This is a genomic window from Mycolicibacterium nivoides, assembly GCF_003855255.1.
Lineage (GTDB): Bacteria > Actinomycetota > Actinomycetes > Mycobacteriales > Mycobacteriaceae > Mycobacterium > Mycobacterium nivoides.
In genome coordinates, this window is the sequence record NZ_CP034072.1 from 6,792,640 (window position 1) to 6,819,226 (window position 26,587).

Annotated in this window: 26 protein-coding genes; 16 read left to right on the forward strand and 10 right to left on the reverse strand. The window is 67.7% G+C overall.

Going from position 1 to position 26,587, the window contains the following annotated elements; translation table 11 throughout:
* Window positions 1–268 precede the first annotated feature (268 nt).
* Window positions 269–937, forward strand: coding sequence for a GNAT family N-acetyltransferase (locus EH231_RS33125; protein ID WP_090429672.1), 669 nt, complete (start codon window positions 269–271; stop codon window positions 935–937).
* A gap of 11 nt (window positions 938–948) precedes the next feature.
* Here EH231_RS33125 and EH231_RS33130 read toward each other — a convergent pair whose 3' ends face one another.
* Window positions 949–1,539, reverse strand: coding sequence for a TetR/AcrR family transcriptional regulator (locus EH231_RS33130; RefSeq protein WP_090429674.1), 591 nt, complete (start codon window positions 1,537–1,539; stop codon window positions 949–951).
* A gap of 119 nt (window positions 1,540–1,658) precedes the next feature.
* Between EH231_RS33130 and EH231_RS33135 the strand changes: the two genes are divergently transcribed.
* The 5 genes from EH231_RS33135 (at window position 1,659) to EH231_RS33155 (ending at window position 6,909) form a co-directional block, all read left to right on the forward strand.
* The gene (locus tag EH231_RS33135; protein ID WP_124714099.1) at window positions 1,659–2,666 is read left to right on the forward strand and encodes an NAD-dependent epimerase/dehydratase family protein; all 1,008 of its coding nucleotides are present in this window, start codon (window positions 1,659–1,661) and stop codon (window positions 2,664–2,666) included.
* Window positions 2,663–4,921, forward strand: a complete 2,259-nt coding sequence (locus EH231_RS33140; RefSeq protein WP_124714100.1) for an acyl-CoA dehydrogenase family protein — start codon at window positions 2,663–2,665, stop codon at window positions 4,919–4,921. Before EH231_RS33135 ends, EH231_RS33140 begins: the two co-directional genes overlap by 4 nt.
* Window positions 4,922–5,000: 79 nt before the next feature.
* On the forward strand, window positions 5,001–6,152 hold the full coding sequence (locus tag EH231_RS33145) for a thiolase family protein (protein ID WP_164481291.1): 1,152 nt from the start codon (window positions 5,001–5,003) through the stop codon (window positions 6,150–6,152).
* A gap of 5 nt (window positions 6,153–6,157) precedes the next feature.
* Window positions 6,158–6,580: a Zn-ribbon domain-containing OB-fold protein gene (locus tag EH231_RS33150; RefSeq protein ID WP_090429682.1), complete on the forward strand. Its 423-nt coding sequence runs from the start codon at window positions 6,158–6,160 to the stop codon at window positions 6,578–6,580.
* A 44-nt stretch (window positions 6,581–6,624) separates the two neighbouring features.
* The gene (locus tag EH231_RS33155) at window positions 6,625–6,909 is read left to right on the forward strand and encodes a hypothetical protein (RefSeq protein WP_170856345.1); all 285 of its coding nucleotides are present in this window, start codon (window positions 6,625–6,627) and stop codon (window positions 6,907–6,909) included.
* A 30-nt stretch (window positions 6,910–6,939) separates the two neighbouring features.
* On the opposite strand, the gene EH231_RS33160 is transcribed toward EH231_RS33155, so the two are convergent.
* The 4 genes from EH231_RS33160 to EH231_RS33175 are packed head-to-tail and all read right to left on the reverse strand — an operon-like array spanning window position 6,940 to window position 11,745.
* Window positions 6,940–8,130: a cytochrome P450 gene (locus tag EH231_RS33160; protein WP_090429686.1), complete on the reverse strand. Its 1,191-nt coding sequence runs from the start codon at window positions 8,128–8,130 to the stop codon at window positions 6,940–6,942.
* Window positions 8,127–9,677 (reverse strand): bifunctional 3-(3-hydroxy-phenyl)propionate/3-hydroxycinnamic acid hydroxylase MhpA, encoded by a 1,551-nt coding sequence (gene mhpA / locus EH231_RS33165; protein WP_124714101.1) that lies wholly within the window; start codon window positions 9,675–9,677, stop codon window positions 8,127–8,129. The genes EH231_RS33160 and mhpA overlap by 4 nt, the downstream gene beginning before the upstream one ends.
* Entirely contained in the window at window positions 9,674–10,612 is a 939-nt protein-coding gene (locus tag EH231_RS33170; protein WP_090429690.1) for a fumarylacetoacetate hydrolase family protein, read from the reverse strand. Before EH231_RS33170 ends, mhpA begins: the two co-directional genes overlap by 4 nt.
* Window positions 10,609–11,745: a VOC family protein gene (locus EH231_RS33175; RefSeq protein ID WP_090429692.1), complete on the reverse strand. Its 1,137-nt coding sequence runs from the start codon at window positions 11,743–11,745 to the stop codon at window positions 10,609–10,611. The genes EH231_RS33170 and EH231_RS33175 overlap by 4 nt, the downstream gene beginning before the upstream one ends.
* Before the next feature lie 143 nt (window positions 11,746–11,888).
* Between EH231_RS33175 and EH231_RS33180 the strand changes: the two genes are divergently transcribed.
* The gene (locus EH231_RS33180; protein WP_090429694.1) at window positions 11,889–12,563 is read left to right on the forward strand and encodes a TetR/AcrR family transcriptional regulator; all 675 of its coding nucleotides are present in this window, start codon (window positions 11,889–11,891) and stop codon (window positions 12,561–12,563) included.
* Window positions 12,564–12,567: 4 nt separating this feature from the next.
* On the opposite strand, the gene EH231_RS33185 is transcribed toward EH231_RS33180, so the two are convergent.
* Both EH231_RS33185 and EH231_RS33190 read right to left on the reverse strand, forming a co-directional pair.
* On the reverse strand, window positions 12,568–13,224 hold the full coding sequence (locus EH231_RS33185; protein WP_090429696.1) for an enoyl-CoA hydratase-related protein: 657 nt from the start codon (window positions 13,222–13,224) through the stop codon (window positions 12,568–12,570).
* Window positions 13,221–13,853, reverse strand: coding sequence for a TetR/AcrR family transcriptional regulator (locus EH231_RS33190; protein WP_090429698.1), 633 nt, complete (start codon window positions 13,851–13,853; stop codon window positions 13,221–13,223). The genes EH231_RS33185 and EH231_RS33190 overlap by 4 nt, the downstream gene beginning before the upstream one ends.
* A 102-nt stretch (window positions 13,854–13,955) precedes the next feature.
* Between EH231_RS33190 and EH231_RS33195 the strand changes: the two genes are divergently transcribed.
* From EH231_RS33195 to EH231_RS33215, 5 genes are all read left to right on the forward strand, one after another.
* The gene (locus tag EH231_RS33195) at window positions 13,956–14,675 is read left to right on the forward strand and encodes a TetR/AcrR family transcriptional regulator (protein ID WP_090430728.1); all 720 of its coding nucleotides are present in this window, start codon (window positions 13,956–13,958) and stop codon (window positions 14,673–14,675) included.
* The gene (locus tag EH231_RS33200; protein WP_124714102.1) at window positions 14,675–17,266 is read left to right on the forward strand and encodes an ABC transporter ATP-binding protein/permease; all 2,592 of its coding nucleotides are present in this window, start codon (window positions 14,675–14,677) and stop codon (window positions 17,264–17,266) included. Before EH231_RS33195 ends, EH231_RS33200 begins: the two co-directional genes overlap by 1 nt.
* The gene (locus EH231_RS33205; RefSeq protein ID WP_090429702.1) at window positions 17,263–18,999 is read left to right on the forward strand and encodes an ABC transporter ATP-binding protein; all 1,737 of its coding nucleotides are present in this window, start codon (window positions 17,263–17,265) and stop codon (window positions 18,997–18,999) included. Before EH231_RS33200 ends, EH231_RS33205 begins: the two co-directional genes overlap by 4 nt.
* 119 nt (window positions 19,000–19,118) lie before the next feature.
* A complete protein-coding gene (locus tag EH231_RS33210) occupies window positions 19,119–20,327 on the forward strand; it encodes a cytochrome P450 (RefSeq protein ID WP_124714103.1) in 1,209 nt (402 codons plus the stop codon).
* Window positions 20,324–20,827 carry a hypothetical protein gene (locus tag EH231_RS33215; protein WP_124714104.1) on the forward strand — a complete coding sequence of 168 codons (504 nt, stop codon included), beginning with the start codon at window positions 20,324–20,326 and terminating at the stop codon, window positions 20,825–20,827. Before EH231_RS33210 ends, EH231_RS33215 begins: the two co-directional genes overlap by 4 nt.
* Before the next feature lie 4 nt (window positions 20,828–20,831).
* Here the strand turns inward: EH231_RS33215 and EH231_RS33220 are convergent, their stop codons facing one another.
* On the reverse strand, window positions 20,832–22,094 hold the full coding sequence (locus tag EH231_RS33220; protein WP_124714451.1) for an amidohydrolase family protein: 1,263 nt from the start codon (window positions 22,092–22,094) through the stop codon (window positions 20,832–20,834).
* 86 nt (window positions 22,095–22,180) lie between these two features.
* Here EH231_RS33220 and EH231_RS33225 point away from each other — a divergent pair, with 86 nt between their 5' ends.
* On the forward strand, window positions 22,181–22,999 hold the full coding sequence (locus EH231_RS33225; protein ID WP_241177848.1) for an AraC family transcriptional regulator: 819 nt from the start codon (window positions 22,181–22,183) through the stop codon (window positions 22,997–22,999).
* Here EH231_RS33225 and EH231_RS33230 read toward each other — a convergent pair.
* Both EH231_RS33230 and EH231_RS33235 read right to left on the reverse strand, forming a co-directional pair.
* Entirely contained in the window at window positions 22,908–23,726 is an 819-nt protein-coding gene (locus EH231_RS33230) for a DUF2127 domain-containing protein (RefSeq protein WP_090429709.1), read from the reverse strand. The genes EH231_RS33225 and EH231_RS33230 overlap by 92 nt on opposite strands.
* 27 nt (window positions 23,727–23,753) lie before the next feature.
* A complete protein-coding gene (locus tag EH231_RS33235) occupies window positions 23,754–24,413 on the reverse strand; it encodes an O-methyltransferase (RefSeq protein ID WP_090429711.1) in 660 nt (219 codons plus the stop codon).
* 29 nt (window positions 24,414–24,442) lie between these two features.
* Between EH231_RS33235 and EH231_RS33240 the strand changes: the two genes are divergently transcribed.
* The 3 genes from EH231_RS33240 (at window position 24,443) to EH231_RS33250 (ending at window position 26,583) form a co-directional block, all read left to right on the forward strand.
* Window positions 24,443–25,135, forward strand: a complete 693-nt coding sequence (locus EH231_RS33240; protein WP_090429713.1) for a histidine phosphatase family protein — start codon at window positions 24,443–24,445, stop codon at window positions 25,133–25,135.
* Window positions 25,136–25,253: 118 nt separating this feature from the next.
* Entirely contained in the window at window positions 25,254–25,541 is a 288-nt protein-coding gene (locus tag EH231_RS33245) for a hypothetical protein (protein ID WP_090429715.1), read from the forward strand.
* Window positions 25,542–25,656: 115 nt separating this feature from the next.
* Window positions 25,657–26,583, forward strand: a complete 927-nt coding sequence (locus EH231_RS33250; RefSeq protein WP_124714105.1) for a DMT family transporter — start codon at window positions 25,657–25,659, stop codon at window positions 26,581–26,583.
* Window positions 26,584–26,587: the final 4 nt, after the last annotated feature.

Genomic DNA, 26,587 nt, shown 5'->3' on the forward strand with positions numbered 1-26,587 from the left:
GCCGTGGGCGACGCGCAGTGCGATGTCGGCCTCGGTACGGGTCAGGTGGTACAGGCGTTGCGGGAGTGCCGTGCTGGGTTCGGGCTCATGGGCAGGGTCGACCAGTATCACCAGCGCCCGCCGCCGGTCCGGCTCCTGGCGGCCATCCCCTTGAGTGCGGATCGAGGTTGGTCTATTTCGAGTGGTCGGAGATGGCGTGCGAAATGGACCGACGCTGAGCTGACGATTGCTCTGCACAGACCGCACACTGCTGATCTACTCTCGCGGTATGACCGATCACGACAAAGCCGCGGCCCGGCGCGAAATTGCCGACGCTCTGCTCAACGCCCTCAACCGGCGCCACGAAGTGCTCGACGTGATCGTGGACGCCGACGATCGCCCGGCGGCCATCGAAGCGGTTGCTGGTCTGCTCGGCACCTCGCACGCCGCCGCCGAAGCCGTGGTGGGGTTGTCGTTCGCGCAGATCACCAAGGACTCGCGGCGCGCCATCGCGGCCGAGCTCGACGACCTCAACTCCCAGCTCAGCTTCACGGTGTTGGAGCGTCCGGCGGCCTCGGGTGAATCCCTGGATCTGCGGCCGTTCGCCGCCGAAACCGACCGCGACATCTTCGTCGCCCGGACCACCGACGTCGGTGCTTCCGGCGACGGGTCGGGTGCGCCCGCGGCCGATGTCGACGACGAGATCCGCGCGGCGCTGGGCCGGGTGGACGCCGAAGAGGCTGCCTGGTTCGTGGCGTTGGAGGGCGACCAGAAGGTCGGCATGGTGTTCGGCGAACTGAGCCACGGCGAGGTCAACGTCCGGATCTGGATCCACCCGGACTTCCGTAAGCGCGGCTACGGCACCGCCGCCCTGCGTAAGTGTCGCTCCGAGATGGCGACGTACTTTCCCGCCGTGCCGATGGTGGTGCGTGCCCCGGGGGCCCTTCCCCGGTCGTAACGCGCCTGCGTTCAGCCGGTCTGGCTGTGCAGGCTCGCGACGATGATGCGGGCCAGACCTTCGGCGCGTTGCCGGGAGTAGTTCCGCCCCTCCGACAGGACCGGATAGACCACACCGCCGAGCAGGGCGTCGGCCGCGGCTGATGCCAGGTCGGCGTCGATGTGATCGGCCAGCAGCCGGTCGCGCACGGAATCGACCAGCGGGCGGCTGAAGCCCGCACGCAATCGTGCGGCGGTGTCCTCGTGCTCGAGTGAGGCCGCCGTCAGAATGCGCAGCATGGCATTGCCGCGCTTCGTGGTCAGGGCCGAGGCCAGGGTTCCGGCCCAGGAGGCCAGGTCCGCGGTGACATCGTCGGTGTGCGGCATGGTGGCCAGAATCTTGTCGGCGTCCTCCAAGAGGACATCGGCGACCAGTGCGGGCCGGCTCGGCCACCAGCGGTAGATGGTCTGCTTGCCGACCCCGGCTCGTGCGGCGACGGCCTCGATGCTCAGCCCGTCGAAGCCCCGCTCCAGCAGTAGTGCGCGGGTGGCCTCGATGATGGCCACTCGCGACTTCTCGCTGCGTCGCCGCGGAGGCGTCACCTCATCGGTAGTGGGGATCATCGGTACGTCCTCGTCGGTCCTCTGAACGGATCTTTACACGGCAAGCTACCCACCGTAGTCTCCCACAAGACGAGACGTAGCGTCTCGTGAATACCGGAGAACGACGGACGCAAGGGCGCATGGCAACAAAGAAACTGGTCATCGGGGCCAGCGGATTCCTCGGTTCGCATGTCGCCAGGCGGCTGGTGGAGCGTGGAGAGGACGTACGGGTGCTCATCCGCAGCACCAGTTCCACCCGTGGGATAGACGACCTCGACGTGGAGCGGGTCTACGGCGACATCTTCGACGCCGACTCCGTGCGTGCCGCGATGGACGACTGTGACGTCGTGTACTACTGCGTCGTCGACGCCCGGGCGTGGCTGAGCGACCCGGCCCCGCTGTGGAGGACCAACATCGAAGGGCTGCAAGAGGTCCTGGATGTCGCGGTCGAGGCGGGGCTGAGCAAGTTCGTCTTCACCAGCTCGATCGCCACCATCGGCATCGCCGAATCCGGCCTTGCCACTGAGGATCTGCCACACAACTGGCTCGACGTGGGCGGTGACTACGTGCACACCAGGGTGCTCGCCGAACAGATGGTGCTGCGGTACGCGCGTGAGCACGGATTGCCCGCGGTGGCGATGTGTGTGTCCAACACCTACGGCCCCGGCGACTGGCTGCCGACACCGCACGGGGGCCTGGTCGCTGCCGCGGTGCGCGGCAGGATGCCGTTCTACGTCGACGGCGCGGCCGCCGAGACCGTCGGCATCGCCGATGCCGCCGAGGCGTTGATCCTGGCCGGCGAGCGAGGCCGGGTCGGTGAGCGCTACATCGTGTCCGAGCGTTTCATGACCGCCCGGGAGATCTACCGAACCGCCTGTGCGGCTGTCGGTGTCGAGGCGCCTCGGCGCGGGGTCCCGATCCGGCTGCTGGCAGCGGCCGGCGCGGTGGTCGATCCCTTGGCCCGGCTGCGCAAGAAGGAGAACCAGCTCAGCCCGCTGACCGTGCGGCTGATGCATGTGATGTCGCCGATGGATCACGGCAAGGCGGTCCGCGAACTCGGATGGCAACCGGGACCGACGACCGAGGCCATCGCCGAGGGCGCACGATTCTTCACCTCCAGTCCCTTCGCATCCAGGCGGCGCGCATGACCACCCACATCTCCATCGCACTGACACCCGAACAGCAACAGCTGAGCCAGGCCGTCGAGCAGTTCGCGGGACGGCACGCACCGATCGACGTGACCCGGGCAGGACTCGACGACCTGGCCGCAGGGCGACTGCCGTCCTGGTGGAGCGCACTGGTGGACAACGGCTTTCATGCCGTGCACCTGCCCGAAGCGGTGGGTGGGCAGGGCGGCGGGCTGGAAGACATGGCCTGCGTGCTGGAGGCCGCGGGATCGACGCTGCTGCCGGGTCCGCTGCTCACCACGGCGGTCGCCGGGGCCGCCCTGGCCTCGCTGCAGGGCTCCGATGCCGAGCTTTTGCTCAAGGAGATCGCCGCAGGTGCCACCGCCGTCGTGGTGTCCAGCGAGCAGTCCGGCATCGCGGGCCGCCGTGACGGGGATGGCTGGCGCCTCGCCGGTTCGACCGGGCTGACCCTGGGCATGTGCTCGGCGCAGCGCGTCGTGGTGCCTTTCGCCGACGAGGGCGGTGCGCTGCGATGGGCGGCGTTGAGTCCTGCTGAGGGGCAGGTCGACTCCCGCCGCGGAACCGACCTGACCACGGATCTGGGTCTGCTGCACCTGCACGATCACGCGGTGCCGGCCACTGCGGTGCTGACCGGGTTGGACACCGGTCTGGTCACCGGGCTGACCGTTGCGTTCACCGCCTCGGTGGCCACCGGCATCACCCAGTGGTGTGTGGACGCCGTCACCGAACATCTACGCACGCGTGAACAATTCGGCAAGCCGATCGGGACGTTCCAGGCGTTGCAGCACAAGGCGGCGATGCTGCTGGTGAACAGCGCGTTGGCGACCGCGGCGGCCTGGGATGCGGTGCGCGCCCTCGGCGGCTCGACGGACACCGACCAGCACCGGCTGACCGTCTGCTCGGCCGCGGTGAGAGCGGTCATGCCGGTTCCCGGCCTGGTGCTCGAGGCGCTGACCATGCTCGGAGCGATCGGATTCACATGGGAACACGACCTGCACCTCTACTGGCGCCGGGCCATCAGCCTGGCCGCCTCGATCGGCCCGGTGTCGCGCTGGACCCGCGACCTCGGCGAGCTGTCGGCGACCGCCACGCGGGACGTGACGGTGAACCTCGGCGAGTCCGACGCCGATTTCCGGGCCCGGGTCGGCGAAATCCTGGACCATGCACTCACTTTGTCCGACAACGGTTTCGGACGACAGGGGGACTATCCGGAGTTCGCGACCGGCGCGCGGCGTGAACTACTGGCCGATGCCGGGCTGATCGCCCCGCACTGGCCCCCGCCCTGGGGATGCGACGCGACCGTGCGCCAGCAGCTCATCGTGGACGAGGAGTTCGGTAAGCGATCCGGCCTGGTGCGGCCGTCGGTCGGCATTGCCGAATGGATTCTGCCCAGCGTCATGGCGGCCGGATCCCCGGAACTGCAAGAACGTTTCGTGCCCGCCACGCTGCGTGGGGAACTGTCCTGGTGCCAGCTGTTCAGTGAACCTGGTGCGGGGTCCGACCTGGCGTCCCTGAGTACCCGGGCCGTGCGCGTCGAGGGTGGATGGCAGATCAACGGACACAAGATCTGGACGTCGCTGGCGCATCGAGCCGATTTCGGCGCGCTGCTGGCGCGTACCGATCCGGACGCTCCCAAACACCGGGGCATCGGTTACTTCATTCTCGACATGCGTTCACCCGGTGTCGAGTTCCGGCAGATCACCCAGTCCAGCGGGCGGGCCGAGTTCAACGAGGTGTTCCTCACCGACGTTTTCATTCCCGATGACATGGTGCTGGGCGAACCGGCGTCGGGCTGGCAGTTGGCCATCAGCACCATGGCTCACGAGCGGGTCGCGATCAGCGGCTACGTCAACATCGACCGGATGGGCGCACTGCGCGAACTCGTCGCGAATCCGAATTTGCTCCGCACGTGCGCGGCGAGCTCCGACCCCGATCCGGTGTTGCACGCCATCGGCGAGATCGACGCCTACACAAACGCTCTCAAGGCGCTTGGGGTGCGGGAGACCCTGCGTCTGCTCGACGGGCAGGCCCCGGGGCCGGCGTCCAGCATCGCCAAGGTGGCCACCAACGTGATGTTGCGCCGGGCGGCAGAGCTCACCCTGGGTCTCACCGGACCACTGGCCCTGGAACAGGACAGCCAACCCGCCGTGGTGGCGCCGTACCTGGATCTGCCTGCCGAACTGATCGGCGGCGGCACCACCGAGATCCAGCTCAACATCATCGCCCAGATGATTCTGGGTCTGCCCCGAAAGTAAGGAGACGACATTGGGATCGCGCAGGGGACTACGGGGCGAGGCCGCGATCGTCGGCTACGTCGAACTGCCGCCGGAGAAGATGAATAGGGCGGGTCCGGCACCGTTCACCCTGGAACAGTGGGCCCTGCTGGCCGCCGCCGCTTTGGAGGACGCCGGCCTGTCGGCCGAGCAGGTCGATGGCATCGTCACCTCGCACCTGGGTGAGTCGGAGATCTTCGTCCCGTCCACAGTGGCCGAATACCTGGGCGTACGAGCTAACTTCGCCGAGTTGCTCGACCTCGGCGGGGCCAGTGCGGCGGGCATGGTGTGGCGGGCGGCCGCCGCGATCGAACTCGGCCTGTGCGACGTGGTGCTGTGCGCCCTACCTGCCCGTTACATCACCCCGAGCTCGGAATTGAAGCCGAAGACGCTGACCGACGCGGTGTTCTTCGGTTCGTCGAGCAACCAATTCGGTTCGCCGCAGGCCGAATTCGAGATTCCCTACGGCAACCTCGGCCAGAACGGCCCCTACGGGCAGGTCGCCCAGCGCTACGCCTACGAGTACGGCTACGACGAGCGGGCGATGGCCAAGATCGTGGTGGACCAGCGGGTCAACGCCAACCACACCGACGGTGCCATCTGGAAAGACACTCCGCTGAGCGTCGAGGATGTGCTGGCCAGCCCGGTGATCGCCGATCCGCTGCACATGCTGGAGATCGTGATGCCGTGCGTCGGCGGGGCCGCCGTCGTCGTGGCCAGCGCCGAAGTCGCCGCCCGGGCCCGCAACCGGCCGGTGTGGGTCAAGGGTTTTGGTGAGCACGTGCCCTTCAAGACACCCACGTACGCCGAGGACTTGCTGGACACCCCGATTCGCAAGGCGGCTGATACCGCGTTCGGAATGACGGGGCTGACCCGCGATCAGATGGACATGGTGTCGATCTACGACTGCTACACCATCACGGTGCTGCTCAGCCTGGAGGACGCCGGGTTCTGCGAGAAGGGTAAGGGGATGTCGTTCATCTCCGATCATGACCTCACTTTCCGCGGCGATTTCCCGCTGAACACCGCCGGCGGCCAACTCGGTTTCGGGCAAGCAGGTTTGGCCGGCGGCATGCATCACGTTTGCGATGCCACGCGCCAGATCATGGGCCGCGCCGGCGCGGCCCAGGTCGCCGAGTGCAACCGCGCGTTCGTGTCGGGCAACGGGGGCATCCTGTCCGAGCAAACCACTCTGATCCTGGAAGGCGACTGAGACCGATGACCGGATTCGCCCGGCCGATGCCGGTGAAAACCCCTACCAGCGCACCGTTCTGGGATGCGTTGGCACAGCATCGCATCGTCATCCAGTACTCGCCGTCGACGCAGGCCTACGTGTTCTACCCCCGCGTATTGGCGCCCCGGACCCTGGCCGCTGACCTCGAATGGCGGGAGATCTCGGGAATGGGCACGCTCTACTCGTTCACCGTGGCGCGCCGCCCGGTGGGCCCGCACTTCGCCGACGCGGTTCCGCAAATGCCGGCGATCGTGGAATGGGATGAGGGGCCACGGTTCTCCACCGAGATCGTGGACGTCGCACCGGAGGATCTCAGCGTCGGTATGCGGGTGAAACCTGTGTTCTGCGATTACCCTGCTGCGTCTGCTGGGGCTGGTGTGACAATGCTGCGCTACACGCGGGCTTGATCACATCACTTGGCAGGAGGCTCACAGGAGAGGAATATGGAGTCATGCTAACCATACGAAAACTCTTGGGGTCAGTGTTCGTAGCGGGAGCCGCAGCGGTGATTGCAGCAGGACCTGCCGCCGCTCTCATCACCGACGCACCTGCTTCGACAACGACAATCAGTGCTCAGCCCAGCGGCGGCGGTGACGCCGGCGGTGGCGGTGGCTGTGACAGCGGGCCCGGCTGGAACGGCTGTGGCGGCTGGAACCCGGCCCAGGGTGGCTGGGGCCACGGCTGCCTCAACGGCATCTGCGGTGGCTGGGACGGCCAGCGCGGCTGGGGCAACTGACCTGTACCGCTGACCCCGTCGGCGACGGGGTCAGGCAGGGGTCAGCTTGACCGGCAGCGATGAATGCCGCCGGATGATGTTGTTGAGCGCCCAGACTGGGGTTGCCGTCAGTTCGATGCGGTCCACCCGCTCGATGAGTGCGCGCAGCATCGCCTGGGTCTCCAGGCGCGCCAGCCCCTGCCCGGCGCAGGCGTGGGCGCCATTGCCGAAGCCGAGCTGACGGCCCGCGTCGTTGCGGATGTCGAACGCGTCTGGGTCCGCCCATTCGAGTTCGTCACGGTTCGCGGATGCGTAGATCACCAGCACCCTCGCGCCGCCCGGCACGGTGGCACCGCCGATCTCGATGTCGTGGCGTGCCTTTCGGGTGAACGCGCGCAGCGGAGACGAATACCGGATGATCTCGTTGACCGCATTCGGGAGTAGCTCGGGCTGACTCTTGAGTAGCTCGAACTGTTCGGGGTGGGTGGCCAGCAGGTGTACCGCGTTGGCGATCGCGCTGATGGTGGTGTCCAGCGACGGGACGATGTAGTCGATCATCAGCGATGCGCAGTCGGCGTCGGAGAGTTCACCGTTGTCGGCAGCGAGCAGGAGGTCGTGTCCGAGGCTGCCGTCGAGGACGGCGCGGTTGTTGACGACGCGGCGGGCGAAGCGCAGCATCCTCGCGGAGTCCGGGATGGCCCGCGCAGCCCGCCGGTTGAGGGGCCCGAGCAGGTCAAAAGTGGCTCCGCCCCAGGCCATCAGGTCGGCTCGTTGGTCCCGCGGCCAGCCGACCAGGTCGGGGACGATGGCCAGCGGTAGCGCCGATGCGAGGTCGTCGATACCGTCCACCGAACCCTTCGCGACAGCCCGGTCGACGATGTCGGCGGCCCGTCGGTCGATGTCGTCGGCCATCGCGCGCAGCGCCCGCGGGAGCAGACGGTGGGCGACGAGCTTACGGCGCGCGTCGTGTGTCGCGCCGTCGCTGGTGAGGGTGGTGCCCCTGGACAAGGTATTCGGAATCGGGTTCAGCCCGACCCCGTCGCCGGAGATGAAGGTCTTGTCGTCGCGCAGGATCGCCTTGCATTCGGCGTAGCGGGGGATCGCATAGACCCGATGCCGGGTGAGTCGCACCACGGGGCCGAGTGCCCGGAGCCGGGCGTAGTGCGGGTAGGGGTCGATGATTGCCGCGGTGGAGTAGATGTCGGAGCGGTAGGTGGGAATGGCGGTGCGTGTCAGCGTCATTGGGGTGGAATCGCTTTCCGGATAGCGCCGCTGCAAGAACTGGGCAGCGAGTCGAACAGAACCGCCAGATCCCGGCCCGCGCGCATCACGGTGCGGTCGGGCCGGATGATGGCCGCGTCGGCGCGACCACGGCACAGCCAGGTCGCGAGTTCGGAATCTGGTGCGGCGACATGGACGACGGCGCCCCGCTTCTCGGCGAGGGCGCACTCGGTGGCACTTGGCGCGGTGCGGGTGATGACGGCGAAGCCATCTCCCAGGGCGGCGTCAAGCCGTGTCCCATCCGCCACCAATGGATTCGGGCAGAGCTTTCCGGCCAGTTGCCGGGGCCTCCTGGGCTTCCGGACGAGCGCCGAACGTTGCAACGCCGGTGTCTCGCTGTCGACGAGATTGGTGCTCAGGCCCGGCAACCAGTGCAGTCGTGGTACCACCATTCGACGGATGATGTTCCCGAACTCACCGCCTGCCGTCATCGCCCGGCCGACTGCGAGGGCCAGCCGGATCATGTGCCGCGCATGTGGCTTCCGTTCCTGCTCATAGGTTTCCAGGACATCGCTGGGCAAGGTCTCACTCAGCACACCGGCGAGTTTCCAGGCCAGGTTCATCGCGTCGCGCAGTCCGGCGCCCATGCCTTGGCCGATGAACGGCGGGGTGAGATGGGCGGCGTCGCCGAGCAGGAAGATCCTGCCCCGATGCCAACGGTCGGCAAGCTGGGCGCGGAAGGTGTACTCGGCCACGCGCACCAGGCGCAGCTCGGCACCCGAAACGTGTTGGACCCAGGGGCGAATCAGTGGGCCGAGGGCGTCGAGAGTGGCGAAGTCCGCCGCGGTCTCGCCATCCTGGAGTTGGAATTCCCACCGGTAGCGCGTCGCGCCGATCCGCATGTACGTACCGGCCCGCTCTGGGTCGCAGACCTGATCGACGCCCTCCCAGTTGGCGAGTTCGGCGGTGGTGGCGACGTCGACGACCAGCCAGCGTTGCTCGAATCCGAGATCTTCCATGCGGGAGCCGATCCGGGACCGCACGATGCTGTTGGCTCCGTCGCAGCCCAGCACGTAGTCCGCCTCGACGACATGTTCGCCGCCGTCGGTACGGTCGGCGTAGGTGACACGGACCCGGCCGCGGGCATCCTCGGCGACGTCGGTGACCTCGACGTCCCCGCGTAATTCTGCGGCATGCGAGTGGCGGGCCAGGTTGGTCCGTAACACGGCCTCGAATTCGGGCTGGTCGAACATGTTGGCCTGGGGAAAACCGTTGCGGCCCAGCGCGGCATCACGTCTGAACTCGGCGAGCACATGCATCGAGCTGTCGAGCAACCGAAGCCCCATGGTGGGACGCGAGATCGCGGCGAACTCGTCGGCGATGCCGAGACGGGCCACGATGCGGAAGATCTCGTCGTCCAGGTGCACAGCCCGCGGTTGCGGATACACCCGCGCCCAGCGGTCCAGGACCAGGCAGTCGATGCCGCACCGCGCGAGCAGGGTGGCCGCGGTTACCCCGGTGGGCCCCGCCCCGATGACGACGACGGGGACGTGCGGCACCGCTGTCATGCGTAGCGAACCACCGCGCGCTGGGTGCCCAGGTCGATCGTCTTGTCGTCGGTTGCCACGCTGGTCTCGACGATGTCGCCGTCGCGCAGGTACTTGGTGTTTCTGGCCTGGGCCTTGAAGAAGGCCTTCCACTTGAGTGCAGGTGGCAATAGCGCGCCGATCATCTCGATCGGCTTGGGCGGTGCACTCAACGCGGTCCCGACAGGCGTGCCGGTCAAGAGCAGATCACCGACGTCCATCCGCTGGAATCGCGTCAGTTCCTGAAGGGCGCGCAGCGGGAGGTAGATCATGTCGCCGGCCACCCTGGCGTCCTGACGAAGTTCGCCGTTGACCCGCAATTGGAGGCGCAGCTCGCCGAAGCGCTTGAGCTCATCGGCATCGAGCAGCACCAGCGCCGGTCCGACGGGCGTGAACGTCGGATACGACTTGGCTTCGTAGAACTGGGTTTTCGGCAGCTGAACGTCGCGCCCCGACACGTCATTGGTGACCACCAGCCCGGCGATGTAGTCGGGGAGATCCGCTTCGGTGAGGTGGGTGCCGACCGGGAGTGGGCGCCCGAAGACCAGGCCGATCTCGACCTCGTAGTCCAAGAGCTTGACGTGCTCGGGCTTGACGATGTCGTCGGTCGGCCCGTTGATCGACCCGGATGCCTTACGGAAGAAAGCCAGTGGGAGTGTCTTGGGGTCCAGGCCCGCGTCCTTGGCGTGGGATGCGAAGTTGGCCATCTGGGCGACGACTCGGCACGGTGCGGTCACCGGTGAGACGAGGTCGAGGGTGTCGACCGGGAGCGAGTCCGAGCCGGTGGTGGCCGCCTCGATGGCGGCCCGGTCGCCGAGCAGTTCGGCGGTGGTGGTTGCCGAGGTGTCGATCTTCACCGCGCCGCGGTCGGTCTGGACGTACCAGGCGTCGGCAGTGCGGAGGACGGTGGTGGTCATGAACTGGCTACTTTCAGCAGGCCGCGCAGGCGGGCGAGGGTGAATTCGTTGTCGTGGTCTCTGATGGCGGCGAGCATTGAGCGCAGTTCGTCGATCGACTCTCGACCGGGAGCGATCCCGAGGAAGTCCTTGGTGACGGGCGGCCCCCACTGGGCCAGCCCGGACGCGGTGAACGGCGCCCACCCGGGCTCGAGGGTGTTGTCGAACATGTCGCCGTCGGCGAAGTGTTCGACGAGGAAGCCGTCTGGGTCGCGCCAGTAGTCGAACAGTTGGCTGCCCTGCACGTGGCGGCCGATGCCCCACGATCGGTGATAGCCGCGCTCGCGCAGGTATTCGCCGCCGGCGGCCAGCGCATCGAGGTCGGCCACCTGGTAGGCGGAGTGCACGTAGCGGTTGCGCGGGCCGAGGGTCATCGCCAGCGTGTGGTGATCGGTGGGTACGTCGCCGCGGTCGCAGCGGATGAAGCTCATCGTCGGGCCGCGGTCGCGCTGGCCGGGGAAGTACTGGAAGTCGCTGACGATCATCCCGAGGTTGTCCAGATACCAGTTCAGCGTCTCGATGTACTTGGTGCTTTGCAGCACGACGTGGCCGAGGCGTCGCACGGCGGCGGGAACCCGCGGCGGACGCTGGGTTGCGTTGGTACGTCGCAGATCATGTCCGACGTTCAGGACCAGCGGGCTCTGCCCCGGCAGGGGCGCCAAGTCCCGGGTGCCGGCGATGACGTGGACCGGGACACCGCTCGGGTCGATCAGGTCGACGGTGAGTCCGCCGATGCACTCGGGCAGTGCGCGGGTCGGTGCGCCCGTTGCCTCGGCCAGCCGATGCACGTCGAGTTCGTCGCGGGCGGCGAAGGCCACGCCGGCGAATCTCGACCTGGGACCCCGGCGCACGATCAGGCACGGTGCTCCCGCGTCGGTGCCACGCAGGTGCAGTTGGTCGGATGTCTTTGCCGCCGTGGCGAAGCCGAATGCCCGCGCGAAGGCCTCGGCGCGGACGAGGTCTGGCTTCTCGAACTCCAGCCAAGCGATGTCGCGCACCTTGATCACCGGATTGCGGCACCGGCCCGGGTGCTCGCCTCGGCGCGCGCCCTGGTCGCTGTGCAGGTCGTGATGGGTGCCTGCGGTGTCGGTCATGGCCGCCTCCCGTTAATTCTGACGAAATCGTCACATACGCCGGGATCGTCAGTCAAGGTGTACTGACGAAATCCTCAGAATTGATGAGACGGATAGAATCAGCGAAATCCCGGAAGGATCTGCGCAGGGAAGGGGCCATCGCGATGACGACGCAGCCGGCTGATGGGCCTGGCGACCAGCCGAACCGATTGGCTCGGCGCAAACAGCGCACCCGCGCGGCCCTGATCGCGGCGGCGCAATCATTCATCGCGGCGGGCAAGCTCAACGTGCCGGTTCTGGAGATCACCCAGGCCGCCGACGTCGGCATGGGGTCGTTCTACAACCACTTCGACAGCAAGGAAGAGTTGTTCGAAGCGGCCCTCACCGATGTGCTCGACGTGCATGCGGACTTGTTGGACGCGTACACCAAGTCGCTCGACGACCCGGCCGAGGCGTTCGCCTGCAGCTTCCGCCTGACCGGGCGGATGTTCCGTCGGCGCCCTCAAGAAAGCCGGGTACTGCTGTCCAGCGGACTGTCACTCTTGTCCTCGGACAAGGGCCTGGCACCGCGGGCCCGGCGCGATATCAGCGCCGCCGTCGAGGCCGGCCGATTCCACGTCACAGATTTCAGCCTGGCCCTGGCCGTGGTCGGAGGGGCGCTGCTCGGGTTGGGCCAGCTACTCCACGACGAACCGGATCGCGACGACGCGCAGGCCGCGGACACGGTGACACAGAACCTGCTCGTGCTGCTCGGCATGCCGGCCGACGAGGCCGGCCGGCTCTGCCGGCAGCCGCTGCCCGATCTCAGCGCGATCGATCAATCGGGCCCGGTTGCGTGAGGGTCTAGACGGAGTGCAGCGCTTGGACCGCCGGTCCGAACATGCCCTGCTTGATCGCGCCCAGGGTGCCGGAGTCCTTGCCGGCCAACGGGCGCAGCAGCTCGGTGGCTGTCGTGGTCACCGAACCTTCGGGCGCGGTGGCGTCGACCAGTCCATAGGCCTTGGCATCGACGCCGCCGAACCGGCGGCCGGTGGTCATGGATGCGACCGCCGCCTGTGGGGTCAGCTTGGCCTGGATCAGGGCGGCCATTCCCGGGGTGAACGGGATCCGGATATCGACCTCGGGGAAGCAGAAGAAGCCGCGGTCGTCACGCATGACCCGGAAGTCGTGGGCGGTGGCGAGCATCGCGCCGGCGCCGAAGGCGTGTCCGACCACCGCGGCGGCCGTCGGGACCGGCAGCGTCAGCACCCGCGCCAACAAGCCCTGCACCCGGCCGACATACCAATCGCCCTGATCGCTGTGGGCGCCGAGCCAATCCAGATCCAGGCCGTTGGAGTAGAACTTGCTGTCGGCTGTGGTCACCAAACCGTGCGCGCCCTTGGCCAGGACGGCGTCGAGGTGTGCGTCGACCGTATCGAGGAACTCGGGGGAGAACCGGTTCTCGTCGTCGCCCAGGTCGAGGATGGCGATCTCGCCGTCGTAATCGAGGGTGGGGGTCATGAGATTCCTTTCTTGATGGGGAGTTTCGGCGTATGCCTGGGGCCTGGTCCCACCGCCAGCACAGCCGCCACCGCCGCATTGAGGTGATCGCGGGCGGTGGGGTCGTCTAGGCGGTTGCGGTGCAGCAGGATGGCCGTGGGCAGGTCCACGATGCACGTCGTCACGGTGTCCACGGCGGCCCGGTCGCGCCGGTCCCACGCAGCCACCGCGAGTTCGATCATCAAGTCCACCAACTGCTTTTCCAGCGCACGCGCCTGCTCGGCCAGTTCGGTCGGCAGATCGTGGCCGAGCACCTGCTCGCGCCGGACCTGCAGCAGTAGCCGCGCCGAGGCCGGGTGGCGCTCGGCGAAGATCACCGGAGCGTAGGCGGCCGCGGCGATCCCGTCGGCACCCTGTTGCGCCGCCTCGACCAGTTCACGCTGCAGGGCCAGGAACCGCCGCCCGGCACGAAGCCAGACCTGACCGAGCAGGCCGGCCCGCGAGCCGAACGAGTGGTACAGCGCGCCGTTGGACAGCCCGACGGCATCGCTGATGGCCCGGATGGTCACCGATGCCGGTCCCGAGTGCACGGCCAGGGATTCCGCGGCGTCGAGGACCGCATCCGGGTCGTAGACGCGAGGACGTGGCACTTGGCCACGATAACAGAGCAATCGCTCTGTTATCCACGGAGTGGTTGACGGGGACTAAGGTGACCCTTAGTTTGTGGGGGTAACTTTCCTGCGGAGGTGGTCGTGGCCGGATCCGGTGTCCCCGCGCGCGTGGCGCGCGTGGGTGGGCGCCCGCCGCTCATCGCGGTGTCCGACATCGTCGCCGCGGGACGCGACCTCGGCATGCGCAACCTGAGCGTCAACGCGGTGGCCGCCCGCCTCGGGGTGTCGGCGACCGCGCTGTACCGCCACATAAGCGGGCGCTGGGAGCTCGAACGCCTGGTCGGAGAGAGCCTGCTGGCCGAGCTTGAGTTCGTCGACGATCCGGCCAGATCCGTCGAGGACCATCTGCTGGCCTTCGGGGTCAGCCTGCACCGCTACACCCTGAACAATCCCGGCCTGGCCACCTACATGCAGGTGCTGTTCCCGCGCGGGGAAGCCGGTGCCCGGCTGCTGGCCGACGAGATCGCCGCGCTGGGCAAGCGCGGCTACACCGCCGAGGGCGCGGCGCTGCTGAGCAGCTCGGTGGCTGTGCTGGCCATCGGGCTGGCGGCCCAGCACGAGCTCAAGGCCGAGGCCAGCGGTGGCGACGAATTCGCCGTTGAGCGGGATGCCGCCGCCGAGCGCCTGGCCGGTGACGCCGCCCTGGGCCCGGTGCACACCGCGGGCATGCAACTGAGCAGTCCGCAGTATCTGGAACTTCTGATGACCGCGCTGATCCGGGGGCTGCTGACGTCCGTGGCACCCGGCAGGCCGATTACCGACATCGTGGCGGATCTGACCGCCAGGGGAGGGGACCGCTGATGGCACGTGGATTTCAGGGAGTGATGATGCGCGGCTTCGGCGCGCGCGATCACCAGGCAACCGTGGTCGAGACCATCTACCTGACGCCGAACATGCTGCGCCTGCGCATGGTGTCGCCGACGGTGTTCGAGGACGCCGTCGCCGAGCCGACGTCGTACCTGCGGTTCTGGGTTCCCGACCCTGACGGCTCGAAGACCGAGTACCAGCGCGGCTACACCATGTCCGAGATGGATCCCGAGACCGGGCATTTCGCGGTCGACGTGGTGCTGCACGAACCGTCCGGCCCGGCGTCCAAGTGGGCCAGGACCGCCAAACCGGGCGACACCATCCCGGTGATGAGCCTCGGTTCGCCGGGATTCACCGTGCCCGACGACCTGCCAGCCGGCTATCTGCTGATCGGTGACGCGGCGGCCATACCGGCGGTAAACGGGATCATCGGCGCGCTGCCACAGGACATTCCGATCGAGGTGTATCTCGAGAAGCACGACGAGAACGACCTGCTGATCCCCATCGCCGAGCATCCGCGACTGCGCGTGCACTGGGTAGAGCGTCGCGACACGACGTCGCTGGCCGCCGCGATCGAAGCCCGTGACTGGTCGGACTGGTACTGCTGGGTGACGCCGGAAGCCGGCTCGCTGAAGCATCTGCGTACGCGGTTGAAGGAGGAGTTCGGCTTTCCCAAGTCCGAGCTGCACGCCCAGGCCTATTGGACCGAGGGCCGGGCGATGGGCACCGATCGCACCGAAGCCAACGCCGAAGCCGCCCCGGAAGTCGCTGTGGCCGAATCCGCCGCGGCCCAACCTGTTCCCGCACCGGCCGCCGCCGCGCCGGCACGCGGAACCTGGCGGGCGCAGGGCGCGGGACGGTTGTTGTCCCCGCTGAAAACCCCGCTGATCGTGTCGGGTGTACTGCAGGCGATCATCACCCTGATCCAGCTCGCCCCGTTCGTGCTGCTGGTCGAGCTGGCGCGGCTGTTGCTGGCCGGTTCCGAGGAATCCCGGTTGTGGACACTGGGATTGACCGCGGTCTGGCTACTGGGCCTCGGTGCACTGCTGGGTGCCGGGCTCACCCTGTGGCTGCATCGCCTCGACGCGCGGTTCGCCCGTGAGCTGCGGACCAGGCTGTTGACCAAGATGTCGCGGTTGCCGCTGGGCTGGTTCACCGCACGTGGGTCGGGTTCGATCAAACAGCTGGTGCAGGACGACACCCTGTCGCTGCACTACCTGGTCACCCACGCGATCCCGGATGCCGTGGCCGCGGTGATCGCGCCGGTGGCCGTGCTGGTCTACCTGTTCACCGTCGACTGGCGGCTGGCCCTGGTCCTGTTCATCCCGGTGCTCACCTACCTGGTGCTGATGTCGGTGATGACCATCCAGTCCGGTGCCAAGATCGGTCAGGCGCAACGCTGGGCCGACCGGATGAGTGGGGAGGCCGGAGCCTATCTCGAAGGCCAGCCCGTCGTCCGGGTGTTCGGCGGTGCCGCTTCGTCGAGTTTCCGTCGCCGCCTCGATGAGTACATCGGCTTCCTGGTCGGCTGGCAGCGTCCCTTCACCGGCAAGAAGTCGCTGATGGACCTCGTCACCCGGCCCGGCACCTTCCTGTGGTTGATCGCCGCGGTCGGCACCCCGATGATCATCGGCGGCTCGATGGATCCGGTCGACCTGCTGCCGTTCCTGTTGCTGGGCACCACATTCGGGGTCCGGCTGCTGGGTGTGGGCTACGGGCTGGGCGGAATCCGCGGCGGCATGCTGGCTGCCCGCCGCATCCAGAACGCCCTCGACGAGGCGGACCTCGCCCTGCTGGAGAACGAGGGCGAACCGGGTGCCCCGGGCGCCGTGGTGTTCGACCGGGTGACCTTCGGGTACCGGCCGAGTGTCCCGGTGATCAAGGACGTGTCGCTGACCTTGCGCCCGGGCACGGTGACCGCGCTGGTCGGTCCGTCCGGATCGGGGAAGTCCACGCTCGCCGCGCTGCTCGCCCGGTTCCACGACGTCGACTCGGGGTCGATCCGGTTGGACGGCAAAGACATCCGGTCGTTGTCCGCCGACGAGTTGTACCGCCGCGTCGGCTTCGTGCTGCAGGAAACCCAGCTCGTGGCGGGCACGGTCGCCGAGAACATCGCACTGGCCGACCCGGAGGCCGACCCCGCACGGATCGAGCAGGCCGCCCGCGACGCCCAGATCCACGAACGCGTGTCGCGGCTGCCCGAGGGGTATCAAACGGTGCTCGGCGCGTCGTCGGCGTTGTCCGGCGGTGAACGGCAGCGGCTCACCATCGCCAGGGCCATCCTGGCCGACACCCCCGTGCTGATCCTGGACGAGGCCACGGCCTTCGCCGATCCCGAATCGGAATACCTTGTGCAGCAGGCACTCAACCGGCTGACCAAGGACCGAACGGTTCTGGTGATCGCCCACCGGCTGCACACCATCACCCACGCCGACCAGATCGTGGTGCTCGACGACGGACACATCGCCGAAACCGGCACGCATGAAGAACTGCTGGCCGCAGGCGGGCGCTACCACCAGCTCTGGCAGACCGGGCAGTCGCTGCACCCCGGCGACGCCGTCACGGCAGGAGAGGCCGCACGATGATCCGCACCCTGATCGCCCTCATCCCGGCCAACCGCCGCGGCAAGGTCGGCATCTACACCGCGCTCACGCTGGTCTCCGTGGTGATCCGTGCGGCGGGCACGGTGCTGCTGATTCCCCTCGTGGCAGCGTTGTTCAGCGACGCGCCGCGCGACGCGCTGCCGTGGCTGGGCTGGCTCACCGCCGCGACCGTCATCGGCTGGATCGTCGACACCGCGACCTCGCGGCTCGGATTCGACCTCGGCTTCGCGCTGCTCGATCACACCCAGCACGACGTGGCCGACCGGCTGCCCAGCATCCGGATGGACTGGCTGGGTGGCGACGGCGGCGCGAACACCGCCAATGCCCGCCAGGCCATCGCAGCCACCGGACCCGAACTGGTCGGCATGGTGGTCAACCTGCTGACCCCGCTGATCGGCGCGATTCTGCTGCCAGCGGCCATCGCGCTTGCCCTGCTGGTCATCTCGGTCCCGCTCGGGCTGGCCGCACTGGCCGGCGTGGTGATCCTGCTCGGGGCGTTCTGGGCCTCGGGCCGGCTGAGCCGCAAGGCAGACGCGGTGGCCGACGAGACCAACCGGGCATTCACCGAACGCATCATCGAGTTCGCCCGCACCCAGCAGGCGCTGCGCGCGGCCCGACGGGTCGAGCCGGCCCGCAGCATGGTCGGCGACGCCTTGGCCGCGCAGCACGGTGCCGGCATGCGACTGCTGCTGATGCAGGTGCCGGGACAGCTGCTGTTCAGTCTGGCCAGCCAGCTGGCCCTGCTGATCCTGGCCGGGACGGCCACCTTCCTGACGGTGCGCGGCACCCTCGGTGTGCCCGAGGCGATCGCGATGATCGTCGTCGCCGCGCGCTACCTCGAGCCGTTCACGTCACTGTCGGAACTGGCCCCGGCGATCGAATCCACCCGGGCCACACTCGACCGGATCCGCGCGGTGCTGGACGCCCCGGTGATGGTCACCGGCACGGCCACGTTGACCGCGAACAGCGCGCCCCGGATCGAATTCGATGGTGTCACTTTCGGTTACGGAACCACCCCGGTGCTGCAGGACATCAGCTTCGTCCTGGAGCCCGGTGGCACCACCGCGATCGTCGGGCCGTCCGGCTCGGGGAAGAGCACCATCCTGTCGCTCATCGCGGGTTTGCACCAACCGAGCGTCGGTCGGGTGTTGATCGACGGCGTCGACACGGCCCAGATGGACACCGAAACCCGCAGGGCGGCAACGAGTGTGGTGTTCCAGCATCCCTATCTGTTCGACGGGACGATCCGGGACAACATCCTGGTCGGCGATCCGGATGCCGATGCCGGGCAACTCGCCACCGCGGCGCGGCTGGCTCGCGTGGACGAGTTGACCGGGCGGTTGCCCGACGGGGACGGCACCAAGGTGGGTGAGGCCGGCACGGCGCTGTCGGGCGGTGAGCGGCAGCGGGTCAGCATCGCCCGTGCCCTGGTCAAGCCGGCGCCCGTGCTGCTGGTGGACGAGGCGACCAGTGCCCTGGACACCGAGAACGAGGCGGCGGTGGTCGATGCCCTGACCGCCGATGAGCGGTCGCGGACCCGGGTGATCGTCGCGCATCGGCTGGCAAGTATCCGGCACGCGGACCGGGTGCTGTTCCTCGACGGCGGACAGATCGTCGAGGACGGCAGCATCGAGGAACTGCTGGCCGCGCACGGACGCTTTGACGAGTTCTGGAACCAGCAGCGCGAGGCCGCGGACTGGCAGATCACGCACTAGGGCGCCGCGACGCCGACCGCGTACTAGCCGATCGGATAGTTGAACTGAACCTACTGTAACCATTACAGTTGGGCGTCCCAGAATGACATCGGGGCAGGTTGCCTATCCGGCCGGAGGTCATGTTGACGACGTCGCAGGTGGTGTTCGACCCGTTCTCGGCGGACTTCTTCAACGGTCCGTACGAGACGTATCGGCGCATGCGGGAGGAAGCGCCGGTCTATTACAGCGCCGAGTACGACTTCTACGCGCTGACCAGGCATGCCGATGTGGCCTTCGCGTTCAAGGACTTCGAGACGTACTCGTCGGCGTACGGCGTCGATCTCGCCATGGTGCGGACCGGGCAGAAAGTGCCGGCGAAGATGATCATCTCGATGGATCCGCCCGAGCACCGGCACATGCGCAGCCTGGTCAACAAGGTGTTCACACCGAGGGCCATCGGTGCCCTGCGGGGCATGGTGTCGCAGCAGATCGACCGCTATCTCGCGGGCGTCGATCCACAGGAATTCGATGTGGTCGCCGACTTTTCGGCGTTCTTCCCGGTCGAGGTCATCACCGCGATGCTCGGGGTCCCCGCGGAGCTACGCCAGCAGGTGCGGCTGTGGATCGACGAGCAGCTGCACCGCGAGCCGGGTCAGATCGAGGTGTCCGAGGCCGGCGTCGAGGCGATGGCCCAGACCTGGCTGATGTACTACGACCTGATCAAACAGCGCCGTGCCGAGCCGCGTGACGACATGATCAGCCGGTTGATCTCCGCCGAGATCGAGCGTGAGGACGGTGAGCTGACCCGCCTGCGCAATTCCGAGATCGCCGGCTTCGCCACCCTTCTCGGCGGTGCCGGAGCGGAGACCGTGACCAAGCTGGTCGGCGCGGCCGTGGTGATGTTCGCCCGCCACCCCGAACAATGGCAGCGCCTGCGCGAGGACCGCGGCAAGATCCCGGCCGCGATCGAGGAGCTGCTTCGCTACGAGGCCCCGGCCCAGTACAACGTGCGTCGCTCGCAGCGGGAGATTCACCTGCACGGCGTGACGATTCCCGAGGGCAAACCGGTGTTCCTGGTCGGCGGCTCGGCCAACCGTGACCCCGAGGCGTGGACGGACCCCGACACTTTCGACATCGACAGGGACCGCACCGAAGCCCAGAACCTCGGATTCGGATACGGGATCCACAGCTGCCTCGGCGCGGCGCTGGCGAGGCTGGAATGCAGTATCGCCCTGGACCGGCTCCTCGACTTCATGCCCCGCTACGAGGTGGCCTGGGACCGGTGCGAACGGGTGAGCATGCAGAACGTCGCCGGATGGGCACATGTGCCGGTGCGGGTGCTGCGATGAGAGGCGAGAAGAGCTGCGGCGCCGTGGGATACCGCATGCACGTGATGGCTCGCGATGCCGCGGAACTGGCCGTCAACGCCGGGGGACTGATCGTCGACCGGATGATGAGTGGCTGGCGGGTCAGCGTGCAGCTCCTCGACAACGCCGACGCGCCCGGGGACACTCGCCCGGTCCAGATCCTCGGCGCCGAGCTCGTCGATGCGGCGACATCACGGGGGCTCCCCGAGGAGGAACAGTGTGTCCTGGTCATGGGTGCCGACGCGTACGCGCGCGCGATTTCCGGTGACGGCCAACAGCTTCCGGCCGGGTACGTGGAGGCACTGGTCTGGGGAGAATCACCGGATCCGGCCCACCTGTTCGGGCACAGCCTGAGCGCGGCCGCACAGGCCTTCAAAACCCTGGCCGTCACCGCTGCCTGCCTCTCTGCCGACGAGGTGTCCGCCGCCGAGGCCTTCACGTCGGTGAACGCACAGGGCGGCGGCGTACCTCTTCGCGCCTGACGGGTCAGGCCTTGGTGAGCTGCTTCTGCTCGTAGAGGCGGGCCCACTCCGCGCGCGGACGGATCGAGGTGTCGACGTCGGTCGCCTTGGCGCGCAATGCGCCGACGGAGGCCTGATCACGCGCGGTGTGCTTGAACGGATCCCAGCTGAAGAACCGCGCCGAGTTCTCCCAGGTGATCTTGTTGATGTCGGAATCGCTCGCGCCCGCGGCATTCAGCTCGGCCAGCACCTGCTCGGGCGCATCAGGCCAGAAGCAGTCGCTGTGCGGGTAGTCGCACTCCCAGGCGATGATGTCGATGCCGATCTCGTGGCGCAGCTTCAGCGAGGTCTTGTCGGTCACGTAGCAGGCCAGCGAGTGCTCGCGGAACACGTCGGACGGCAGCTTGTCGCCGAAGTCGCGGCGCAGCCACTTCTGGTTGGTGTAGTGGCGGTCGCTGCGGTCCAGATAGAAAGGAATCCAACCGATTCCGCCCTCGGAGAAGGCGAACTTGAGGTCGGGGTAGTTGCGCATCGCCGGTCCCCACAACAGGTCCTGGGCGCACATCGCCGAGACCTGGGTGGCCAGGATGATCAGATTGTCGATCGGCGCGTCCTTGGCCATCGAGATCGCGCCGAAGCCGGTCCCGATGTGCAGGCACATCACCACGTTCTCCTCGGACAGGGTCCGGAAGACCGGGCCCCAGTAGTCCTCGTCGAAGTAGCTCGGAAGTCCTTCCAGGTGGGGCAGTTCCGGCATGGTGACTGCCCGGCAGCCCTTGGCGGCGACCCGGCGGATCTCGCGGCACATGGCCTCGGGGTTCCACGTCGGCAGGATCGCGATCGGGATGAACCGGCCCGGGTACGACCCGGCCCACTCGTCGATGTGCCAGTCGTTGTAGGCCGACACCATCACCAGCGTCGCCTCTTCGCGGTGCATGTTGAGGTGGCGTGCGGAGAACCCTGTGAAGGTCGGGAAACACATCGAGGCCAGGATGCCGTTGCGGTTCATGTCGCGGACCCGCTCGTGCACGTCGTACACGCCCGGGCGCATCTCGGCGAACCCGGCCGGGTCGCGACCCCACTCCTCGGCCGGCCAGGACACCACGGCGTTCAGGCCCGACACCCCCTGCGGGCGGCCCTGATACATCCACTGGTCGACGCCCTTGTCGTCGGTCACCACGATGGGTGCCTCAGGCTTGTACTTTGCCGGCACGTGGTTGAGGAACATGTCGGGCGGCTCGACGACGTGGTCGTCGATGCTGATGAGGATCAGGTCGTCAGGGCGCATGGTTTCGCTCATAAAAACAAGTAGTACCGTCTAGCGGTGTGACCGTCTCTGCACTTTCGGACAGAGGTTTGACTCAATCGGCCAACATGCCCAGGCCGGTCATCGAGCTGCGCCGGGGCGGTCGTGCGCTGGCCGGCAGCTACCTCTACGAGGGCGACGGGCTGATCACGGGCTGGCACTCCCACGAGGTACACCAGATCGAATACGCACTGCACGGCGTGGTCGAGGTGGAGACCGACGCCGCGCACTATCTGCTGCCGCCGCAGCAGGCCGCCTGGATTCCGGCCGGCCTGCAACACCAGGCGGTGATGAACCCCGACGTCAAAACCGTCGCGGTGATGTTCGATCCGCAGTTGATCGCCGATCCGGGGGACCGGGCCAGAATCATCGCGGTCTCTCCGCTGATCCGCGAGATGATGATCTACGGGCTGCGCTGGCCGGTCGACCGTGCGCACGGCGACGACACGTCCGATACGTTCTTCCGGACCCTGGCCAACCTCGTCGCCGACGCGCTCGATCACGAGGCGCCGCTGAGTCTGCCGACCACCGAGCACCCGATCGTGGCCGCCGCGCTGGCCCACACCAAGGAACACCTCGCCTCGGTGACCGCCGAGGATGTCAGCCGGGCCGTTGCGGTATCCGAGCGGACGTTGCGGCGCTTGTTCACCGAGACGATCGGAATCTCTTGGCGGACATACCTTCTGCATGCGCGGATGCTGCGGGCCATGGCGCTGCTGGCCGGGCCGGATCAGTCGGTGCAGGCCACTGCCACAGCCGTGGGATTCGAGAACCTCAGCTCGTTCACCCGATGCTTCAGTCAGTTCTGCGGGGAGACTCCGTCGGCGTATCGGTCTCGCGCCCGTGAGGAACACCTGGAGCGGCCAACCCGGCCCGCTCGACACTGAGCAGGCTCTCGGTGTGATGCTCGGCGCGGTAGGCCACGCCGCCGCCGTTGATCCCGAAAAGCCTTTTGCTCCAGAGCAACCAGATCACCGCGGCCAGGTTGATCACCAGCGCACCGAGGCGCAGTACGGTCACCTTCTCGGTGAGCTCATAGATCTCCAGCGGCAGGAACACGCCGGTGGCGATCACCGCGAAGTACTCGCCCCACCGTTTCATCAGCCACAGCCCCACGGCCTCGGTGAACTCGATCAGGGCATAGGCGGCCACACCGGCGGCGATCCACAGCAGGGTGGTCGACGACAGGGTGAACGCCTCGCCGATGTGTCGCACGATCTTGGAATCGTCGATGTTCCAGCCGATTTGATCGGCCAGCGGCCGCATCAGCGGAACGTCCTTCTCGAACGCGTCCTGCAGCTGACTCCGTGACTCACGGACTTTCAGGATGCCGACTGCCAGCAGTACGAAGACGATGCCGCGGACAGCCCGCTCGGTGGCGAGCAGCCGCATGATGGTGCGGTCGCGCAGCAGCCGGCCGCGGGGGATCTCCGGTGCGGTGTCGGCAGGCCCGTGACCGCGGGGAGGACCGACCACAAACGTCTCGCACCGCAGGCAACGCCACGCCTCTCCGACGGGCGTGTCCACCCGTAACCGTTCGCGCAGTTCCGGTTCATCGGGGGCGAACGTCGCGTGCCCGCGCAGCCCGCATGACCGCAGGGCGAAATCCACCATGCCAGCACCGTAGCGGTGCTGAACCGGCTAAGTGCGGCAGCTGAGCTCCATGCTGTCGCTGTCGCGGGCCAGGAAGTTCACGCTGACATACCCGTTGGCGGGCTCACGAACATGGTCCAGATAGGGCTGGGTGTCGGCCATCGACGTGTTGTCCGCGACCAGCAGCGCGCCCGTGGTGAGCTGAGGCTCCAGGAGCTTGAGCACCGGCAGGTAGAGCTCCTTCCAGCCGTCGAGCAGGACGAAGCCGATGTCGCCGGTCACCGACTTCAGTGTCTCCAGCGCATCGCCTTCGAGCACGGTGATGACGTCGTCGAGGCCGGTCTCGGCGAAGGTCTGCTTGGCCGCGGCGATCTTGGCGGCGCTGAGCTCGGTGGTGAAAACCCGCCCAGTTCCGTTGTCCCGCACAGCAGATGCCAGGTGCAGCGCCGAGAGACCGAACGACATCCCGAACTCGACCACGACCGCGGGCTTGGTGGCACGCACCAGCGAGTACAACAGGCGGCCGGCCTCCGGCGTGACCGGCATGTAGATGTCGCTGAGCGCATCGGCACGTTCCTGGGCGGTGGCATTGGAGAGGTCGGCGAACCGGCGGGACCCGTCCTCACGCATTTTCTTGAACTGTTCGGCGGATGCGGTGTACATCCGCTCCAGGGCCCGTGCGACCCTGTCATCGTTAAGGGTAGTCATGCTAATGAAACTACGCGGAGAGGCTGAGAATGGGTCGGCTACACATCCTGGGCGCGGTGATTGCGCTCGTCTTCGCGACCCTGCTGGCGCCGACGGCGGCCGCGGGCGGCTATCGGACGATCACCCTGACCTTCGTCCGGCACGCCCAGTCGGCGGGCAATGCCTCGGGACTGATCGACAGCTCCACCCCGGGCCCGTCGCTCACGGACCTGGGCCGGACCCAGGCCGTCGCCAGCGCACAGCGGCTCGCGTCCCACCACTACGACGGCATCTTCGCCTCGACCATGGTCCGGACCCAGCAGACCGCCCAGCCCATGGCGGACACCCTCCACGAGCCGATCACCGTGCTGCCCGGGCTCCATGAGGTCGAGGCAGGCGTCTACGAGGGTCAACCCGAGGCGAGCGCGGTCCAGACGTACTTCGCGGCACCGGAGCAGTGGTTGCGCGGGGATCGAAGCGCCCGGATACCCGGTTCGATCGACGGCAACGAGTTCGACGCCCGGTTCGACGGGGCGGTGCAACAGATCTACGACAGCGGCGACGACAACCCCGTCGCGTACTCGCACGGCGCCGCGATCATGTTGTGGGTCCAGATGAACGTCGGCAATCCCAATCCCCAACTGCTGATGCAACACCCGCTGGACAACACCGGCTACGTCGTCATCAAGGGCAATCCGACCGACGGCTGGACCCTGACCGACTGGGACGGGGCCGGAAGCTAGCTGCCGATGTGACCTGCCGGTCATAGACTCCCGGAATGCGGCGCCGGTCACGTCTGGTTCGAACCACGGCCGGGCGCGGATACTGTGTGCCAAGGCAATCGCAGATGGGAGCGGGGCTATGAGGTTTCGGTTGTTGCCATACGTGACCGTCGAGGTCGACGACCGAGTACGGCTGCGGGCACGCAGGGCCGGCGAGCGTCTCCGGGTCAACCTCAGGGCCTACCTGCGCAGTGCCGCCGACGAGGTCGAGACCGCCAGCGGCCGGGTCCGCGACCTGTGCGACAACGCGGTGAACCGCGTCGACCTGGCAGTCGCCAACGTCAACGACAAGATCGCCCCAGAGCCGCCTGCCGATCCCGCAAAATCCTCCGACGAGCCCCCGAAGCGGCATCTGCAGGTTGTCTAGATCCCGGTCCAACCCCGGGCGGCGCGCCAACCGTCAGCGCTCTACGGTTGGAGGGCACTGGCCTTCTCCCCTCTAGAGCGGGCCGACATACTGGCCCGAAAGGGGTTGACGAGGCTTGCTCGGCAACAGTCTTGCGGTGCTCTTCGCCCTGTGCGCAGCGGTCTTCGCGGCTGTCGGCATTGTGGTGCGACAGCGCGCCACCATGGACGTTCCGCCCGAGAAGGGTGTCAGCACAGTCATGCTGCGCACGCTGCTGCGCCGCAGGTTGTGGTGGGCGGGAACCGCGTCCGCGGTGGCCGGGTACGCGTTCCAGGCGCTGGCGCTCGGATTCGGCTCGCTGCTGCTCGTCCAACCGGTGCTCGTATCGGCGTTGTTGTTCGCGCTTCCGCTCAGCGCCCGGCTGGCCCACCGCCGGGTCAGCCGTGCCGAATGGCTGTGGGCCCTGCTGCTGACCGGGGCTCTGACCGTGTTCGTCGCGCTGGCCAGGGCCAGCACCGGAACCTATGGGGTGTCGGTGGCCACCACGGTCACCGTCGTCGTGGTGTGCGCGGCCGCGGTCGGCCTGTGTGTCCTGGCCGCCACGCGGAGCTCCGACTGGCGCCGCGCGGTGCTGCTGGCACTCGCGGTCGGCGTGATGTTCGGCGTCGTCGCGGTGCTGACCAAGATCGTGATGCACACGATCGCCGTGGACGGTGTCCTCGCCGTGCTGACCACGCCCGCCCTGTACCTGGTGGTGACACTCGGGGTCGTCGCGACGCTGCTGCAGCAGTCGGCATTTCACGCCGGATCGCTGCAAACCTCGGTGCCGACCATGCTGGTACTCGAGCCCGTGGTGGCGGTGGTGCTCGGCTCTGTCGTATTGGGTGAGCACCTGTCGATCACCGGTTGGGAACCGGTGGCCCTGTCGGTGGCGATCGGTGCGATGGCCGCAGCGACCATCGCACTGGGCCGTGACGAGGGCGCCTACGAGGAGAAGCTCGAGGCCGAGCTGGAGACCAAGACGGCCGGGCAGCACGTCCAGACGGCAGGCGAGGACCGCTAGGCGT

Coding starts and splice junctions, on each gene's coding strand:
- EH231_RS33240 (WP_090429713.1), top strand. CDS start 24,443: ATGGGTCGGCTACACATCCTGGGCGCGGTGATTGCGCTCGTCTTCGCG.
- EH231_RS33125 (WP_090429672.1), top strand. CDS start 269: ATGACCGATCACGACAAAGCCGCGGCCCGGCGCGAAATTGCCGACGCT.
- EH231_RS33130 (WP_090429674.1), bottom strand. CDS start 1,539: ATGATCCCCACTACCGATGAGGTGACGCCTCCGCGGCGACGCAGCGAG.
- EH231_RS33220 (WP_124714451.1), bottom strand. CDS start 22,094: ATGCGCCCTGACGACCTGATCCTCATCAGCATCGACGACCACGTCGTC.
- EH231_RS33150 (WP_090429682.1), top strand. CDS start 6,158: ATGACCGGATTCGCCCGGCCGATGCCGGTGAAAACCCCTACCAGCGCA.
- EH231_RS33245 (WP_090429715.1), top strand. CDS start 25,254: ATGAGGTTTCGGTTGTTGCCATACGTGACCGTCGAGGTCGACGACCGA.
- EH231_RS33215 (WP_124714104.1), top strand. CDS start 20,324: ATGAGAGGCGAGAAGAGCTGCGGCGCCGTGGGATACCGCATGCACGTG.
- EH231_RS33205 (WP_090429702.1), top strand. CDS start 17,263: ATGATCCGCACCCTGATCGCCCTCATCCCGGCCAACCGCCGCGGCAAG.
- EH231_RS33210 (WP_124714103.1), top strand. CDS start 19,119: ATGTTGACGACGTCGCAGGTGGTGTTCGACCCGTTCTCGGCGGACTTC.
- EH231_RS33200 (WP_124714102.1), top strand. CDS start 14,675: ATGGCACGTGGATTTCAGGGAGTGATGATGCGCGGCTTCGGCGCGCGC.
- EH231_RS33170 (WP_090429690.1), bottom strand. CDS start 10,612: ATGACCACCACCGTCCTCCGCACTGCCGACGCCTGGTACGTCCAGACC.
- EH231_RS33135 (WP_124714099.1), top strand. CDS start 1,659: ATGGCAACAAAGAAACTGGTCATCGGGGCCAGCGGATTCCTCGGTTCG.
- EH231_RS33160 (WP_090429686.1), bottom strand. CDS start 8,130: ATGACGCTGACACGCACCGCCATTCCCACCTACCGCTCCGACATCTAC.
- EH231_RS33225 (WP_241177848.1), top strand. CDS start 22,181: ATGCCCAGGCCGGTCATCGAGCTGCGCCGGGGCGGTCGTGCGCTGGCC.
- mhpA (WP_124714101.1), bottom strand. CDS start 9,677: ATGACAGCGGTGCCGCACGTCCCCGTCGTCGTCATCGGGGCGGGGCCC.
- EH231_RS33235 (WP_090429711.1), bottom strand. CDS start 24,413: ATGACTACCCTTAACGATGACAGGGTCGCACGGGCCCTGGAGCGGATG.
- EH231_RS33180 (WP_090429694.1), top strand. CDS start 11,889: ATGACGACGCAGCCGGCTGATGGGCCTGGCGACCAGCCGAACCGATTG.
- EH231_RS33155 (WP_170856345.1), top strand. CDS start 6,625: ATGCTAACCATACGAAAACTCTTGGGGTCAGTGTTCGTAGCGGGAGCC.
- EH231_RS33185 (WP_090429696.1), bottom strand. CDS start 13,224: ATGACCCCCACCCTCGATTACGACGGCGAGATCGCCATCCTCGACCTG.
- EH231_RS33145 (WP_164481291.1), top strand. CDS start 5,001: ATGAATAGGGCGGGTCCGGCACCGTTCACCCTGGAACAGTGGGCCCTG.
- EH231_RS33140 (WP_124714100.1), top strand. CDS start 2,663: ATGACCACCCACATCTCCATCGCACTGACACCCGAACAGCAACAGCTG.
- EH231_RS33230 (WP_090429709.1), bottom strand. CDS start 23,726: ATGGTGGATTTCGCCCTGCGGTCATGCGGGCTGCGCGGGCACGCGACG.
- EH231_RS33175 (WP_090429692.1), bottom strand. CDS start 11,745: ATGACCGACACCGCAGGCACCCATCACGACCTGCACAGCGACCAGGGC.